This window comes from Streptomyces sp. NRRL B-1347 (genome assembly GCF_000720325.1).
Lineage (GTDB): Bacteria > Actinomycetota > Actinomycetes > Streptomycetales > Streptomycetaceae > Streptomyces.
This window is the reverse complement of the sequence record NZ_JOJM01000006.1, coordinates 24067-38404: the sequence shown is the minus strand read 5'-3', so window position 1 is coordinate 38404 and position 14338 is coordinate 24067. Positions and strand designations below refer to the sequence as shown.

The 14338-nt window shown below is 70.2% G+C and carries 15 protein-coding genes and 1 tRNA gene; 4 read left to right on the top strand and 12 right to left on the bottom strand.

Annotated elements, in window-relative coordinates:
- Nucleotides 1-11: 11 nt before the first annotated feature.
- The 5 genes from IG74_RS51985 to IG74_RS0108520 form a co-directional block, all read right to left on the bottom strand.
- The gene (locus IG74_RS51985) at nucleotides 12-158 is read right to left on the bottom strand and encodes a hypothetical protein (RefSeq protein ID WP_158857527.1); all 147 of its coding nucleotides are present in this window, start codon (nucleotides 156-158) and stop codon (nucleotides 12-14) included.
- Nucleotides 155-316, bottom strand: a complete 162-nt coding sequence (locus tag IG74_RS51980) for a hypothetical protein (RefSeq protein ID WP_158857526.1) — start codon at nucleotides 314-316, stop codon at nucleotides 155-157. The genes IG74_RS51985 and IG74_RS51980 overlap by 4 nt, the downstream gene beginning before the upstream one ends.
- Nucleotides 313-675 (bottom strand): hypothetical protein, encoded by a 363-nt coding sequence (locus IG74_RS0108530; RefSeq protein WP_030672211.1) that lies wholly within the window; start codon nucleotides 673-675, stop codon nucleotides 313-315. The genes IG74_RS51980 and IG74_RS0108530 overlap by 4 nt, the downstream gene beginning before the upstream one ends.
- Before the next feature lie 85 nt (nucleotides 676-760).
- Nucleotides 761-1075: a hypothetical protein gene (locus IG74_RS0108525; protein WP_234334276.1), complete on the bottom strand. Its 315-nt coding sequence runs from the start codon at nucleotides 1073-1075 to the stop codon at nucleotides 761-763.
- Nucleotides 1072-1299 carry a helix-turn-helix domain-containing protein gene (locus tag IG74_RS0108520; protein ID WP_030672205.1) on the bottom strand — a complete coding sequence of 76 codons (228 nt, stop codon included), beginning with the start codon at nucleotides 1297-1299 and terminating at the stop codon, nucleotides 1072-1074. Before IG74_RS0108520 ends, IG74_RS0108525 begins: the two co-directional genes overlap by 4 nt.
- A gap of 293 nt (nucleotides 1300-1592) precedes the next feature.
- Between IG74_RS0108520 and IG74_RS0108515 the strand changes: the two genes are divergently transcribed.
- Together IG74_RS0108515 and IG74_RS0108510 are read left to right on the top strand one after the other, a co-directional pair.
- Entirely contained in the window at nucleotides 1593-2036 is a 444-nt protein-coding gene (locus IG74_RS0108515; RefSeq protein ID WP_030672202.1) for a helix-turn-helix domain-containing protein, read from the top strand.
- 4 nt (nucleotides 2037-2040) lie between these two features.
- Complete coding sequence (locus IG74_RS0108510) at nucleotides 2041-2643, top strand: hypothetical protein (RefSeq protein ID WP_030672199.1); 603 nt, start codon at nucleotides 2041-2043, stop codon at nucleotides 2641-2643.
- Between the two features lie 133 nt (nucleotides 2644-2776).
- Here the strand turns inward: IG74_RS0108510 and IG74_RS0108505 are convergent, their stop codons facing one another.
- Nucleotides 2777-4600, bottom strand: a complete 1824-nt coding sequence (locus tag IG74_RS0108505; protein ID WP_030672195.1) for a tyrosine-type recombinase/integrase — start codon at nucleotides 4598-4600, stop codon at nucleotides 2777-2779.
- A 103-nt stretch (nucleotides 4601-4703) separates the two neighbouring features.
- Nucleotides 4704-4786, bottom strand: a tRNA-Leu gene (locus IG74_RS0108500).
- A 530-nt stretch (nucleotides 4787-5316) separates the two neighbouring features.
- On the opposite strand from IG74_RS0108500, the gene IG74_RS0108495 reads away from it, so the two are divergent.
- Together IG74_RS0108495 and IG74_RS0108490 are read left to right on the top strand one after the other, a co-directional pair.
- A complete protein-coding gene (locus IG74_RS0108495; protein WP_030672192.1) occupies nucleotides 5317-6090 on the top strand; it encodes an ABC transporter ATP-binding protein in 774 nt (257 codons plus the stop codon).
- Between the two features lie 99 nt (nucleotides 6091-6189).
- Complete coding sequence (locus tag IG74_RS0108490) at nucleotides 6190-8706, top strand: ABC transporter permease (protein ID WP_030672190.1); 2517 nt, start codon at nucleotides 6190-6192, stop codon at nucleotides 8704-8706.
- 49 nt (nucleotides 8707-8755) lie between these two features.
- Here the strand turns inward: IG74_RS0108490 and IG74_RS0108485 are convergent, their stop codons facing one another.
- The 5 genes from IG74_RS0108485 to IG74_RS0108465 all read right to left on the bottom strand — a co-directional run bounded on the left by IG74_RS0108485 (nucleotide 8756) and on the right by IG74_RS0108465 (nucleotide 14335).
- Nucleotides 8756-10108 carry an SAM-dependent methyltransferase gene (locus tag IG74_RS0108485; RefSeq protein ID WP_051854707.1) on the bottom strand — a complete coding sequence of 451 codons (1353 nt, stop codon included), beginning with the start codon at nucleotides 10106-10108 and terminating at the stop codon, nucleotides 8756-8758.
- Nucleotides 10109-10358: 250 nt separating this feature from the next.
- The gene (locus tag IG74_RS0108480) at nucleotides 10359-11747 is read right to left on the bottom strand and encodes an NAD(P)/FAD-dependent oxidoreductase (protein WP_051854706.1); all 1389 of its coding nucleotides are present in this window, start codon (nucleotides 11745-11747) and stop codon (nucleotides 10359-10361) included.
- Between the two features lie 478 nt (nucleotides 11748-12225).
- Nucleotides 12226-13182, bottom strand: coding sequence for a Ppx/GppA phosphatase family protein (locus tag IG74_RS0108475; RefSeq protein ID WP_030672183.1), 957 nt, complete (start codon nucleotides 13180-13182; stop codon nucleotides 12226-12228).
- Nucleotides 13183-13282: 100 nt separating this feature from the next.
- On the bottom strand, nucleotides 13283-13807 hold the full coding sequence (locus IG74_RS0108470; RefSeq protein WP_030672181.1) for a DUF501 domain-containing protein: 525 nt from the start codon (nucleotides 13805-13807) through the stop codon (nucleotides 13283-13285).
- A 30-nt stretch (nucleotides 13808-13837) separates the two neighbouring features.
- Nucleotides 13838-14335, bottom strand: coding sequence for an FtsB family cell division protein (locus tag IG74_RS0108465; RefSeq protein WP_030672178.1), 498 nt, complete (start codon nucleotides 14333-14335; stop codon nucleotides 13838-13840).
- Nucleotides 14336-14338: the final 3 nt, after the last annotated feature.

The window sequence follows — 14338 nt, the reverse complement described above, 5'->3', positions numbered from 1 at the left end:
CCTGCCCTTCCTCACTTGGAGCCCCCGTTCTCGCCGTTCGTGCGGGTCTGGCACGTCAGCGATCCCTCGCGCAGGGCGCGGCGGGTGCGTGCCTGGGAGGGGTGGCGCAGCGGCGCGCAGAGGGTGCAGCGCTTGGGGTCGTGCTTGCGCTCGCTCATGCCGCACCACCCCGTCCGGCGCGACGGTCACGCTGGCCCGGGAGGGTCACCTCAGGGGTCCGGTCGGTCTCCGTACGGCTGGCCACCACGGCGGCCGGGAGGACGACGACGCACACGGCGATGGCGGCCAGGATGAGAGTGGAGATCAGGTGGATCACAGCGCCTCCCCGTCCGCCAGGAGCTTGCGCAGCTGGTCGCTCTGGGCACGGCCGACCGGGGCGGACATGGGGTAGCTGGCCCACACCTGGATCTGCACGCCCTCATAGGTGCCGACGAGCTGAATCACGCCCTGCCGGTCACCGCCCCGGCTCATCACGGAGCGGAACGGGGTCCCGCCGATGATCTCGGCGCAGGTGTCGACGAGCTCGCCGTCATGGGTGTCGGCGACCAGATGGCCGTTGAGGACGCCCGGCGTCTGGCCCACGGTCCACGTGATCGCGCCGAGGCCGGGAGCGGCTTCCAGGAGTTTGACGAGCGCGGCGGCCGCCGTCTGCTCGGGGGTAGGGTTTGGCTTCAAGGTTCCCTCGATTCCATGGTGTTGAGGTGTGCCTGGTGGTCGGGGCCAGGCGGGCCCAGCACGGCCCGTGCAGCCCCGGCCGCCGTCAGCCGGTGGCAGCGATGGCGCTGCCCCGTCGACGGGCGGGCTTGATGGAGCGGAGAGTGGACGCAACAGCGGCGCCCTCCTGCGGAGCGGGCGCGGACGCCCCCGCCGGGGTGACCGTGAACGTCGCCTGAATCAGGCGGAGCTCGCAGTCACAGAAGGCCACGGACTGGCCGTACTTCTGGTGGACCAAGACCTTGATCCGGTCCTGGAGGAAGCGCGGCGTACAACCGAGCCGCCGGGCCGCCTCTTCGTAGTCGAAGTTCTGGACCGCCCCGCACGTGCAGTGCGGGCGCGCCCCCAGCCCCGCCTTCACGCCGGTACCTCGTCCGCCGCCGGGGCGGGCACGAGGTCGTCGAGCATCAGCCCGTACGCGCGGGCCAGGCTGACCACGGTGGGCAGGCTCGGCGTCGACCGCCCGGCGAAGAACCGCGAGACCGCGGACCGGTCGATGCCGGCATGCGCGGCGATCTGCTCGTGCGTGAGGTGACCGGCCTCTTTCGCCTTGGCCTTGAGGACGTCCGTATCCAGATGGAGCAAGGAACCTTCCTCTCTGTGCACGCATGCACGCTTACGTGCGTGCATGCGTGCACAATCTAGATCGCGTGCACGCGTGCACACAAGGCAAGACACGAAGAACGTGAATGGTGTTACAAATGGGCGTGCGCCCCGCGCACCCGCTCGCGCTGCCTGCACGGATTGCGCATCTGGCCGCCTACCTGCGCTTCGTGCACGCGTGCACGCTGTCCCGTCGTGCACGTGCGCGCGCTAGCCTCACGCGTATGCGGAGCAAGGAATCCCCCACACGGCCACACCCGGAGGTGCCCCCGACCATGCCGAACGACACCGCGGTGCGCTTTGGCGAGCTCGTCTCGCGACTCGCCGCGAAGGCCGGATACGACATGGAGCGACGAGGTACCGGCCGAGTACGACTCGCCGAGGCCACGGGAATGAGCGCCTCGGCCATCGGCCGCATGGTGCGCGGCGAGACCCTCCCCGAACCCGCCAGCTACCAGCGGATTGCCGCCGCCGTCGGGGTCCCCACCAGGCAGCTCCTCGTCGAGGCTGGAATTCTCCCCTCCGAAGGGGAGCACACATGCACAAATCCGCCTGTACGCTCTGTCACCAATCCGCCCACCCCGGAGGCGGTGGCGGACCTTCTCGGCGTCACTGCGCCCATGGTCCGCGCCATGCTGATCGCGTCGATCGAGCAGGCACTCCGACTACAGAACGAGACAGGCGGCACGAACGGGGGCGATGCCGTAGCAAGGGGGTAGCACTATGACGCCAGCGAGTCGTCCAAATCTCGCTGTTGCAGCCAGCGCCTTCACCAGTGGCGCCGCCCTCACAGCGGTCGGAACTCGCCATGATTGGGCCGACACCGCGACCAGTATTCTGCCCGTCCTATGCGTCACCACAGTCGCCGTCACCACCCTCAGGCGCTGGATCCACCAGCAGGACCAGCGCACGCGAGAAGCCTTCGCCAGCCTCGCCTCTCGGCACGCGCAGCGCGAGGACGACCTCACCCAGCGCGAACGCATCATCACCGAACGGGAGAAGGCTGCCGACTGCCGCGAACAGGTCGCCGAGCTCCGCCTGCGCAGCCTGTCCGACCGCCTCGACCGGACCCTCAACGACTTGGCCGATGTACGCCAGCGCTATGACGGGCTGCGCGTCGACTACGACGAAGTCAACGCCGCCCACAACCGCCTCGTGATGCAGGCACTCATCGATGGCGCCTGCCGCTTTGCGCCCAGCACCGACGGGACAGCCCCCGAGCTGTCCCCGGTGAAGAGCAGACGAAGTGGAACCCCTCCCCCCGCCGAGCAACAGCGCAACATGCCTCCTCCCCTTTCCGTCGTGCGCGCCGTACGCGAGAGCTAGACACCCTCTTCCTCGGAGGCCCCCAGCCCTCGGGCCCCTCGCCCGCTCCGCACCCCGCAGCAGACCGCATACTCCGCGGGAGCTGCCCCCTCGGCGCCGGTCCAGGTCGATGAGGACACAGGACGCCACCGCGTCATGAGCTGCCCTCAGCAGACGCCCCCTGTCGGCCCTCCCGCACGATGCCGGGATGACGGCCGCAGATGGCGAGCGCGTCCCCCCTCGCCCGCGCGAACGCTTCGACCACCTGCTCCCTGTCGCTGCCGTGCACCACGGCCTCCGTGAGCATCGTCGGGCCCGGCAAGTGCGACACCTCGGCCACTGCACCGGCGACGTCGTAGTGTTCCTCCCACTCCCACGCCCACCGTGCCGCGACCTCCTCCAGGTCGGCCCCGGTAGAGAACGCCGCGCCGTCGGTCATGTAGAGCGCGGAGCCCACCCACAGCTGCCTGCGCCCTGGCAGACCCTCGCGCACGTCCTTCAGCCCATCCGTCTGCTGTCGGCGCCACCAGTCCGTGGTGAGGACCTGCACCTGCACGCCCTCGTCGACCTCCGGGTGGTCGAGGGGCCACTGCTCCGCCACCGCGCTCGCGTCGTCCGGGTTCCAGAACGCTTCCACGTGATCGCCGGGGAAGGCGACCACGTACACGCGGTCACGGTTCGCCGTCTGCTCCTCCACGACCACGGCCCCGGCCCCGGCAGAGCCCCGGCCGAGCGACCGCTCGATGGCGTCCATGGCGTCGTCGTCGGCCTCCGGCAGCAGATGCCCGTACGTGTCCGACGTGGTCTTGATGGACTCGTGGCCCAGGCGCCGCTGCACGTAGGTCAGCCCGCGCCCCTCCGAGATCAGCACCGCGGCGTGCGAGTGCCGCAGGTCGTGAGGCGTCGGGTGTTTGTGCAGCGGCAGCAGCCCCTGTGCCTTCGCCCGTCGCACGGCACGCTGCCACCGGTCGTAGAAGGTGGAGTAGTGCAGGCGCTGCCCCTGCGCCCCCGTGAAGTACAGCCGGTCCGGCTGCTCCTGGTCGCCGCCGCCGAGCTCGTCGACGGCCCCGACCACGGTGAGCGAGACGCGCACGCTCCTGCGCCCGCGCTTCGTCTTCGGGGCGCCGATGTAGTACCCGCCGTGGCCGTCGCGCTTCCACGCCCTCTTGACCCGGATGCTCGGCTTGGCCGCGCCCCAGTTCTCCAGGCACACGGGCGCCAGACAGGTGATCTCCGACCAGCGCATCCCCGTGCCGTACTTGATCGTCGCCAGCAGCTGGTCGGAGCGGAGCTCAAGGCAGGAGATCACCCCTTCGACCTCTTCGGGGGTGAGGAACTCGATGTCCTCGCTGCCTTCCGCGCCGTCGTCGTCGGCCCGGGGCAGGCGCGTGAGCTCGCACGGGTTGCGGGTCCGGAGCGGCGGCTCCCTCGTCACCGCCTCTTGGAGAATGCTGCTGAGCAGCCCGTGCAGGTTCCGGATGGTCTTGGGCGACATCTTCCGCCACTTCGGCTCACCCCGCTTCGGCGCCTGCCCCTTGTACACCCGCGCCTGCTCGAGGGTGCGCACCCATGCGCGCACGGTGTCGCTGGAAAAGTGCTCCGTCGACCGGACGTCGCACTCGCCGAAGGTCGGGAAGATCCACCGATCCAGCTCACGGAGGCATGCCTGCCGGTAGTGCTCCTCAATCCCCGTGCGATTCTCCACCGAGGCCCGGGCGAAGATCCGGAACCGATATCGCTCGTCCTCCAGCTCGGCCTGCTCGTCGATGAAGCCCTTACCCTTCACCCACCCTGCAGGCCATTGCTGGCTCGCCTCGTTGACGGCGTCCCTGAAGGTCCGCGCCGCCTCCAGCCCTGCCTCGTCGGGGTCGAAGAGTTCGACTTGCTGCGGGCCGTCACGGCGGCCGCCCAGGCGCCACTTCACCTGATGGCTGGTGACTGCGCCGTCCTTGTTCTTCCGGGGAGTTACGTACGCCATGGCCGGACACTAGGACGGCGTGCTCCCGCCGTGCTCCCGAACACGCAGGCTTCACCCACGACTTCAGGTCGTTTCAGCAGGTCGGCGGGCAGGGTGGCGGAGGTGCCCGGAACCGGACTTGAACCGGTACGCCCATGAAGGGCAGCGAGGTTTAAGCTCGCCGTGTCTGCATTCCACCACCCGGGCAGGCCGTAGGCTCCGCATCAAGGCTTCGACCCTATCGGGAGGCATCCCCCGAATAGCGGAACGGCAGCCCGACGTTGTCTTATTTTATTGACGTCTGAGGGTGCATCAGCACCTGGTACGCGCCGGTGGTACTTGCCGTCGGCCACACCGGCCAAGGCCCGTGAACGCGAGGGAATTGACGGAATTTAGCCGTCTCCGCTCCGTGTGCGGCAAGCGTGCTCCGCCCGCCGCGGCCGGGGCCGTGCACCGTTGTGCGCCGCCCCCGCGCACACCGGCGGCCGGACAGTGCCTCGCGCGCCTCCCCCGGTCGTGTCCCACGGGTTCCCCCGGTCGTGTCGGGGGCGCGGTACCCGGCCGCTCCCGGGCCCTCGTCTCAGGGGAGCCCGTCATCCCCAGGTATGACATGGACCCCGCGAGTCCGACCGCAGTCGCCCCCAGGAACCGGAACAGCGGCTGACTACGGGGCCCGCTTCGGCCAGGACGATGGATGCAGTCCCCCCGACCCGCCGTCCCGACAGGAGCACCCTCCCGTGACCACCACCACTCCCTTCGCCGCCCACGCCACCGCGGTGGCCGCGCGCGCCACGGATCTGTCCAAGGTGTACGGCCAGGGCGAGACCCAGGTGGTCGCGCTCGACCGGGTCTCCGTCGACTTCGGCCAGGGCCGGTTCACCGCGATCATGGGCCCCTCGGGCTCCGGCAAGTCCACGCTGATGCACTGCGTGGCCGGCCTGGACAGCTTCAGCTCCGGCTCGGTGCGCATCGGCGAGACCGAGCTGTCGACGCTGAAGGACAAGCAGCTCACCAAGCTCCGTCGGGACAAGATCGGCTTCATCTTCCAGGCGTTCAACCTGCTGCCGACCCTGACCGCCCTGGAGAACATCACGCTCCCCATGGACATCGCGGGCCGCAAGGTCGACAAGCAGTGGCTGGAGCAGGTGATCTCCATGGTGGGCCTGGCCGGGCGCCTCTCCCACCGGCCCACCGAGCTCTCCGGCGGTCAGCAGCAGCGCGTCGCCGTGGCCCGCGCCCTGGCCTCCAAGCCGGAGATCATCTTCGGTGACGAGCCGACCGGAAACCTCGACTCCCGCTCCGGCGCCGAGGTCCTCGGCTTCCTGCGCAACTCCGTGCGCGAGCTGGGCCAGACCGTCGTCATGGTCACCCACGACCCGGTCGCCGCGTCGTACGCGGACCGCGTGATCTTCCTTGCGGACGGGCGGGTGGTCGACGAGATGCACCAGCCGTCCGCGGACCGCGTGCTCGACCGGATGAAGGACTTCGACGCCAAGGGCCGCACGAGCTAAGCGCTTCGCCGGTCAGTCTTCCCCTGCGGGCCGCTCGTGGCTGGTCGCGCAGTTCCCCGCGCCCCTCCGGGGCGCCCAGCCCCACCAGGACCTCACACCATGTTCCGTACCGCCCTGCGCAACGTGCTCGCGCACAAGGCCCGGCTCTTGATGACCGTGCTCGCCGTCATGCTCGGCGTCGCGTTCGTCTCCGGCACGCTGGTCTTCACCGACACCTTCGGCTCCGCCTACAAGAACAAGTCCGCGAAGAGCTTCGACCACGTCTCGGTCGCCATCCGCCAGGACGGCGGCTCCCACGACGACGGCCAGGAGGCCAAGCAGCCGCCCCGCCTCACCGACGCACTGCTGACCGAGGCCGGGGAGCTGCCCGGCGCCGGTTCCGTGATCGGCACCTACTCCGGCTTCACCGCGCTCGCCGACAAGGACGGCAAGCTCGTCGGCGGCGAGTGGGGCACCACCGGCGCCAACTACTACCCGGGCAAGGGCGGCAAGGACCCGCGCTACGACTTCGCCGCGGGCAAGGCCCCGCGGTCCGCGGGCGAGATCGCCCTGGACAGCCGTACCGCCGACCGCACCGGCTACGGGGTCGGCGACACCGTCCGCTACTCCACCGACGGCCCCGTGAAGACCGCCAAGGTCTCCGGCGTCTTCGACACCGACGACGGCAGCGTCGTCGCGGGCGGCAGCCTCGTGCTGTTCGACAACGACACCGCGCGCAAGGTCCTCGGCAAGTCCGAGTACGACGAGATCGACGTGAAGGCCGCCGCGGGCACCAGCGAGTCCGCCCTGAAGGGCGCCGTCGAGAAGATCCTGCCGAAGGACACCGAGGCGGAGACCGGGGCCTCGCTGAAGGACGAGCAGGACCGGATGATCGAGCAGAACACCAGCGCCATGAGCCAGGTGCTGCTGATCTTCGCCGGGATCGCGCTGTTCGTCGGCATCTTCATCATCGCCAACACCTTCACCATGCTGGTCGCCCAGCGCACCAAGGAGCTGGCCCTGATGCGGGCCGTCGGCGCCTCGCGCCGCCAGGTCACGCGCTCGGTGCTGATCGAGGCGTTCATCGTCGGCCTGGTCGCCGCCGTCGCGGGCTTCGCGCTCGGCATCGGCGTGGCCGTGGGCCTGGAGGCCCTGATGAACGCGGGCGGCGCCTCGCTGCCCGACGGGCCGCTGAAGATCGCCCCCAACACGATCCTGGTCGCCCTGCTCATCGGCGTGGTCGTGACCATGCTGGCCGCCTGGCTGCCGGGCCGCCGTGCCGCGAAGATCCCGCCGGTCGCCGCGATGAACAGCGTCCACGCCTCACCCACCACGCGCGGCCTGGTCGTCCGCAACACCATCGGCTCGCTGATCGTCGCGCTCGGCGCGGTCATGCTGTTCATGGACGACAACTACGTGAAGTCCGGGGGCGCCGCGACGATCCTCGTCGGCGTCATCGTCCTCACGCCGCTGCTTTCCCGCCCGTTCATCGCCGCCGCGGGCCCGCTCCTGAAGCCCTTCGGCGTCACCGGCAAGCTGTCGCGCCTCAACTCGGTGCGCAACCCGCGCCGCACGGCCTCCACCGCCTCGGCCCTGATGATCGGCCTGACCCTCATCACCGCGATGACCGTCGTCGCCGTCTCCATGGGCAGCGCCATCAACAAGATGGCCACGGACTCCCTGAAGGCCGACTACGCCGTCTCGATGGCGAACTTCGAGCCGCTGACCCCCAAGGTCCACGAGCAGCTGGCGAAGCTGCCCGAGGTCGAGGCCAGCAGCGCCCTGCGCACCACCTGGGGCGAGGCCGACGGCAGCAACACCCGGATCACCGGCGTCGACCCCAAGGCCTTCGACAAGCTCGTCGGCCTGGACTTCACCAGCGGCTCGATCGCCGGGCTCAAGGGCAACGCCGCCCTCGTCGACAAGGAGCTGGCGGACGACAAGGGCCTGAAGGCCGGTGACACCGTCCCGGTGAAGTTCGACGACGACAAGACCGCCCGGCTGAAGGTCGCGGGCGTCTACAAGTCCAACGAGATGCTCCAGGGCCTCTTCACGCCCACCTCCGTCGTCACCCCGCACCTGTCGAAGATCCAGGACCAGCAGGTCCTCCTGAAGATGAAGGACGGCGCGTCCGACAAGGCCGAGGACGCCGTCGTGAAGGCCCTCGGCGACAACCCCGCCATCAAGATCCAGGACAAGGACGACATCAGCAACGAGGTCGGCGGCGCCATCAACCTGCTCCTGAACATGCTGTACGGCCTGCTCGCCATGGCCATCCTGGTCGCGGTCCTCGGCGTCATCAACACCCTCGCGATGTCCGTCTTCGAGCGGAAGCACGAGATCGGCATGCTCCGCGCGATCGGCCTCGACCGCTCGAAGATCAAGCAGATGGTGCGCCTGGAGTCCGTCGTGATCTCCCTGTTCGGCGCGGTGCTCGGCGTCGGCCTCGGCCTGTTCCTCGGCTGGGTCGCGGGCGACAGCATCTCCGGCTCGGTGAAGACGTACACGATGGAGATCCCCGTGGGCCGGATCCTGCTCTTCCTCGCCATCGCCGCGGTGGTGGGCGTGCTGGCCGCGGTGTGGCCCGCCCGGTCCGCCGCGCGGCTCAACCCCCTGCAGGCCATCAAGTCCGACTGACGTCGGGCGGTGAAGGGGTCCCGGGCGCCGTGCGCCCGGGACCCCTTTTTCAGTGCTTCGTCTGCGGGTCCGCGGTGGCCGGTCGCGCAGTTCCCCGCGCCCCTCCGGGGCGCCAGTCCCTGGACCGCAACGGCATGCCCGACGCGCCGTCCTCCGGTGTCCTGACCGCCAGGACCTGGTTCACCCCGATGCGGTTGCGCTCGAAGGCCAGGGCGGAGGCGGCCATGTAGAGCCGCCAGATGCGGGCGCGGCCCGGGCTCGTCAGGCGCTGGCCGCGGGGCCAGTCGGCCTCCAGGTTGGCGACCCAGCGGCGCAGGGTGTGGGCGTAGTGCTCGCGGATGGACTCCACGTCGCGGACCTCGAACCCGGCGCGCTCCAGGAGGCCCACGGTGGTGCCGAGCGGGGCCAGTTCGCCGTCGGGGAAGACGTACGCGTCGATGAACTCGTCGACGGAGTACGCCGCCTCGTCGCCGAGGGGGCGGCGCGCGATCTGGTGGTTGAGCAGGCGCCCGCCCGGCTTCAGGAGGGTGTGGAGGTCGCGCGCGTAGTCCAGGTAGCGGTCGGAGCCGACGTGCTCGGCCATGCCGACGGACGAGATCGCGTCGTACGGGCCGTCGCGCACGTCGCGGTAGTCCTGGACGCGGATCTCCACGCGGTCGGTCAGGCCCTCCTCGGCGATGCGCTTGCGGGCGTACGCGGCCTGCTCGCGGGAGAGCGTGACGCCGACGACGCGCACGCCGTGCTCGCGGGCGGCGTGGATGGCCATGGAGCCCCAGCCGCAGCCGACGTCCAGGAGGCGCGTGCCGGGCTTCAGGTCGAGCTTGCGGCAGATCAGTTCGAGCTTGTCGCGCTGGGCGTCCTCAAGGCTGCTGTCGGGCGTCTCCCAGTAGGCGCAGGAGTAGACCATGGAGGGGCCGAGGACCAGCTCGTAGAAGTCGTTGCCGACGTCGTAGTGGTGGCTGATGGCCTGCTTGTCGCTGCCCTTGGTGTGCAGGTGCAGCCTGCCGTGTCTGCGCATCTCCTCGCGCGGCACGGGCGGCGGCACGAAGGGCGCGGCGAGCGCGACCAGCGCGCGGGCGGCGGCCCGCACCTTCGGGTCGCGCAGCGACTCGGCGAGCGTGGGGGCGTCGTCGTCGCGCTCCCAGATGAACTCCGCGAGCAGGTCGAGGGCCTGGTACAGATCGCCCTCGACGTCGAGGTCCCCCGCCACCCAGGCCCGGGCGAGCCCCAGCTCCCCCGGCTTCCACAACAGGCGGCGCAGCGCGCGCCGATGGCGTACGACGAGGACGGGCGCCCCCGGCGGGCCGGCCTCCGAGCCGTCCCAGGCGCGGATACGAACGGGTAGCTGAGCTCCCAGTACCTGCTCGGCGATGTTCTTCAGCCGCGAAGCGGCGTCCTGCATGGCACACACCTCCGCAAGGGGATGTCCCGGGGAATGGTCCGTTTCCACGTAAACACCAACGACACGCCCGCGCAGTCCCGTTACGGCGTCACGAATCGGCAAAATGCGTGTAGCAGGCATGGAAATCGGCCAACGGGAATCGCTCCCTCCCGTTCTTCCTGTTCTTCCCCTCACGACGCGAAAAACCCGAAGGGCCCCCGCTCCACGGATAGCGGGGACCCTTCGGGTCTTGTACGACGTGCGCCGGAACCTAGGAGGCCTTGGCCTTCTCCTCGACCGGAGCCGCGGCGGCGGCCGGCTTGGGAGCGGGCTTGGCGGCCTCGTAGAACTCCTCGCGCGGGGTCTCCATCGCGCCGAGCGAGACGACCTCGCGCTTGAGGAACATGCCGAGCGTCCAGTCCGCGAAGACACGGATCTTGCGGTTGAACGTCGGCATCGCCATGCCGTGGTAGCCACGGTGCATGTACCAGGCGAGACGGCCCTTGAGCTTGATCTTCATCTTGCCCATGACGATCATCGCGACGCCCTTGTGCAGGCCGAGACCCGCGACCGCGCCCTTGTTGGCGTGGCTGTACTCCTTCTGCGGGAAGCCCCGCATGCCGGAGACCACGTTGTCGCCGAGGACCTTGGCCTGGCGGAGCGCGTGCTGGGCGTTCGGCGGGCACCAGGCGTTCTCGTTGCCCGCCTTGCGGCCGACGAGGTCCGGGACCTGGGCGTTGTCGCCCGCGGCCCAGATGTAGTCGGTGCCCTGGACCTGGAGGGTCGTCTGGGTGTCGACGTGGCCGCGCGGGCCGAGCGGGAGGCCGAAGCGGGCGAGCGCCGGGTTCGGCTTCACACCGGCGGTCCAGACGATCGTGTTGGAGTCGACCTCGAGGCCGTTCTTCAGCACGACGTGGCCGTCGACGCAGGAGTCCATGGAGGTGGAGAGGTAGACCTCGACGCCGCGGCTCTCCAGGTGCTCCTTGCCGTACTGGCCGAGCTTCGGGCCGACCTCCGGCAGGATCTTGTCGGCGGCGTCCACGAGGACGAAGCGCATGTCGTCGCGCGACACGGTGCTGTAGTACTTGGCCGCGTCGCGGGCCATGTCCTCGACCTCACCGATGGTCTCGGCACCGGCGAAGCCACCGCCGACGAAGACGAAGGTCAGCGCCTTGCGGCGGACCTCCTCGTCGGTCGTGGAGTCGGCCTTGTCCAGCTGCTCGAGCACGTGGTTGCGCAGGCCGATGGCCTCCTCGATGCCCTTCATGCCGATGCCCTGCTCGGCGAGGCCGGGGATCGGGAAGGTGCGGGAGACCGCGCCCATCGCGATGACCAGGTAGTCGAACGGCAGCTCGTACGCCTCGCCGACGAGCGGCGCGATCGTGGCGACCTTGCGGTCCTGGTCGATGGTCGTGACCCGACCGGTCAGTACCTCGGCCTTGGGCAGCACGCGTCGCAGCGGGACGACGACGTGCCGCGGCGAGATGCTGCCGGCGGCGGCTTCGGGGAGGAAGGGCTGGTACGTCATGTACGAGCGCGGGTCGACGACCGTGACGGTCGCCTCGCCGTAGCGCATCTTCTTGAGAATGCGACGAGCTGCGTACAGGCCTACGTACCCACCGCCTACTACGAGGATCCTGGGACGCTCCGTGGTGCTCATGCCATTGAGTATCCACCCCCTCCGAGGGGGTCGCTCGTGCGCCCCTTCACAAGGATGAGTGGGGCCTCTGCTACACTTCGCCGCCCACGTGACGGAGGTCATGGCGTTCAGAGGGAACCAGCGGACACCCCGAGTCGTTGTCAACCCCACTTGAGCAGCCACTCCGGGCCTCAACACCGGGTGAACCAGTCCTCGGTTCACACCCCCGTAACACCTGTGATGCGTCGCGGGCGTCAGCCCGACGCCTTCAAAACCCCGCCTCCGGACCCGAAACTCCTCGGAACCACGCCCTACAGGGCCGTTTTCCTTGTGAAGAACTTCACGAAGTTTTCCGACGAGGTGTCCCCGCGGAGCCCTCGAAGCCGCTCAACGGCTGCTCAAACGACCTCCTCCCCGCTCAGCCGGTGATCCACGACGGCTGCACGGGGAGGGTCGGCGGGAGCGTCGACGAGGGCCGGCGGGAGCGTCGACGGGAGGGCTACTCGCCCAGCTCCTCCGCCACTTTCCAGGCGATTCCGTCCAGGATGTCGTGCTCGCTCACGACGACCTCGCGGGCCCCGACCCGCTCCATGATCGAGAGCAGCACGAGGGCGCCCGCCACGATCACGTCGACGCGGCCCGGGTGCATCACGGGGATCGCCGCGCGCTCGGCGTGCGTCGAGTGCACGAGCCGCTCCACGATCGCCTCGACCTGCTCGTACGAGACGCGCGAGTGGTGGATCGCGGCGGACTCGTACGCGTCGAGGCCGAGCGCGATCCCGGCCACCGTGGTGACCGAGCCCGCGAGCCCCACCAGGGTCTTCGCCTCGCGCAGCGGCACCGTCCGCTCCGCGAGGTCGAGCGCCGCGTCGATGTCCGCGCGGACGGCGGCGAGCTGCTCGGCGGTCGGCGGGTCGGTGACGACGCCGTCGCGCACGAAGTGGCGCTCGGTCATGCGGACGCAGCCGACGTCCACGGAGCGGGCCGCTCGGACGCTTCCGTCGCCGACGACGAACTCCGTGGAGCCGCCGCCGATGTCCACGACGAGGTACGGCGTCTCCAGGTCCGCGCGGCCCGTCAGCTCCTTGGTGGCGCCCGTGAAGGAGAACTCCGCCTCCTGGTCGCCGCTGATCACCTCCGGCTCGACGCCGAGGATGTCCAGGACGCCGCGGACGAACTCGGCGCGGTTCTCGGCGTCGCGGGACGCGGAGGTCGCCACGAAGCGGGTGCGCTGCGCGCCGTGCTCCTTGATGACGGCGGCGTACTCGCGGCAGGCCGCGAAGGTCCGCTCCAGGGCCTCGGGGGCCAGGCGGCCCGTCTTGTCCACGCCCTGTCCGAGGCGGACGATCTGCATGCGGCGGTCGAGGTCGACGAGCTCGCCCGTGGCCGGGTCGGCGTCCGCCACGAGGAGGCGGATCGAGTTCGTGCCACAGTCGATGGCGGCCACGCGGGTCACTGGGGTGCTCCTTGTGCGTTGACGGGTGCGCGGCGGTGGGAGGGGCTGTGCCCACCCGTTCCGCCCTCTGGGCGGACCAGCCGCCCACAGCGGGTACGGGCTAGTCCTGCTGCTCGGCCGAGACACACGGGCCCTTGCGCCACCACTCCGGGAGCATGGCGATGGCCTCGTCGCCCAGGGGGTTCACGCCGGGGCCCGCGGCCAGGGAGTGGCCCACCAGGACGTGCAGGCACTTCACCCGGTCCGGCATGCCGCCGGCCGAGGGGAAGCCCTCCAGGACCTCGATGGAGTCGCGCCGGGCGATGTAGTCCTCGTGCGCCGCGCGGTACGCGGCGGCGAGCTCCGGGTCGGTGGCGAGCCGCTCCGTCATCTCCTTCATCACGCCGTTCGCCTCGAGCGTGCCGATCGCGGAGGCCGCGCGCGGGCACGTCAGATAGAACGTCGTCGGGAACGGCGTGCCGTCCTCCAGGCGGGGTGCCGTCTCCACCACGTCCGGGTTGCCGCAGGGGCAGCGGTGCGCGATGGCCCGCAGGCCGCGCGGCGGGCGGCCCAGCTGCTCCTTGAACGCGGCGATGTCGGCGTCCGTGGGCGCGGTGGACTCGGTCTGGGGCGGGGGCGTTTCCATGCCTGTCTTTCGGTCAGTGCGGAGGTCGGTTCAGTTGTCGTCGGGACGGCCTGCGGCGCCGGAGCCGTCCGCCTTGTCGACGCCGTCCCAGACGTTGGAGTACCAGGGCCGGTCGGCGCCGCCCCCGTCGGGGCGGTGGCGCTCGGCGGCCTCGGGGTCGATCACCGTGAAGCCGGTCTCGCCGGGCATCACGTAGTGCAGCCGCTCGCGGACGCGCTGCTCGGCGTAGGCGTCGTCCTGCCAGCGGGCCTTCTCGTCGCGCAGGCGCTCGACGTTCTCGCGGTGCTCGGCCTGCTTCTGCCGCTGCTCGGCGATCTCGGCGCGCTGCGAGACGTACTGCCGTATCGGATAGGCGAGCGCGACGACCAGCGAGCAGACCACCAGGACGAGCAGCGCCGCGCGGCCGGTGAGCCGGGAGCGGCGGGCCTGGCGCTTGGTCTGGGAGCGGTAGACGCGCTGCGCGGTCTGCTCGCCGAGCAGCTTGAGCCGCGTCGCGGTGGAGAACCGGTCGCGGTTCTTCACTGCCATGTC

What these genes read in the sequence shown, in the direction of transcription:
- IG74_RS0108515 (WP_030672202.1), top strand. Translation starts at nt 1,593, where the DNA reads ATGCCGAACGACACCGCGGTGCGCTTTGGCGAGCTCGTCTCGCGACTC.
- IG74_RS51985 (WP_158857527.1), bottom strand. Translation starts at nt 158, where the DNA reads ATGAGCGAGCGCAAGCACGACCCCAAGCGCTGCACCCTCTGCGCGCCG.
- IG74_RS0108480 (WP_051854706.1), bottom strand. Translation starts at nt 11,747, where the DNA reads ATGAGCACCACGGAGCGTCCCAGGATCCTCGTAGTAGGCGGTGGGTAC.
- IG74_RS0108465 (WP_030672178.1), bottom strand. Translation starts at nt 14,335, where the DNA reads ATGGCAGTGAAGAACCGCGACCGGTTCTCCACCGCGACGCGGCTCAAG.
- IG74_RS0108485 (WP_051854707.1), bottom strand. Translation starts at nt 10,108, where the DNA reads ATGCAGGACGCCGCTTCGCGGCTGAAGAACATCGCCGAGCAGGTACTG.
- IG74_RS0108510 (WP_030672199.1), top strand. Translation starts at nt 2,041, where the DNA reads ATGACGCCAGCGAGTCGTCCAAATCTCGCTGTTGCAGCCAGCGCCTTC.
- IG74_RS0108490 (WP_030672190.1), top strand. Translation starts at nt 6,190, where the DNA reads ATGTTCCGTACCGCCCTGCGCAACGTGCTCGCGCACAAGGCCCGGCTC.
- IG74_RS0108505 (WP_030672195.1), bottom strand. Translation starts at nt 4,600, where the DNA reads ATGGCGTACGTAACTCCCCGGAAGAACAAGGACGGCGCAGTCACCAGC.
- IG74_RS0108470 (WP_030672181.1), bottom strand. Translation starts at nt 13,807, where the DNA reads ATGGAAACGCCCCCGCCCCAGACCGAGTCCACCGCGCCCACGGACGCC.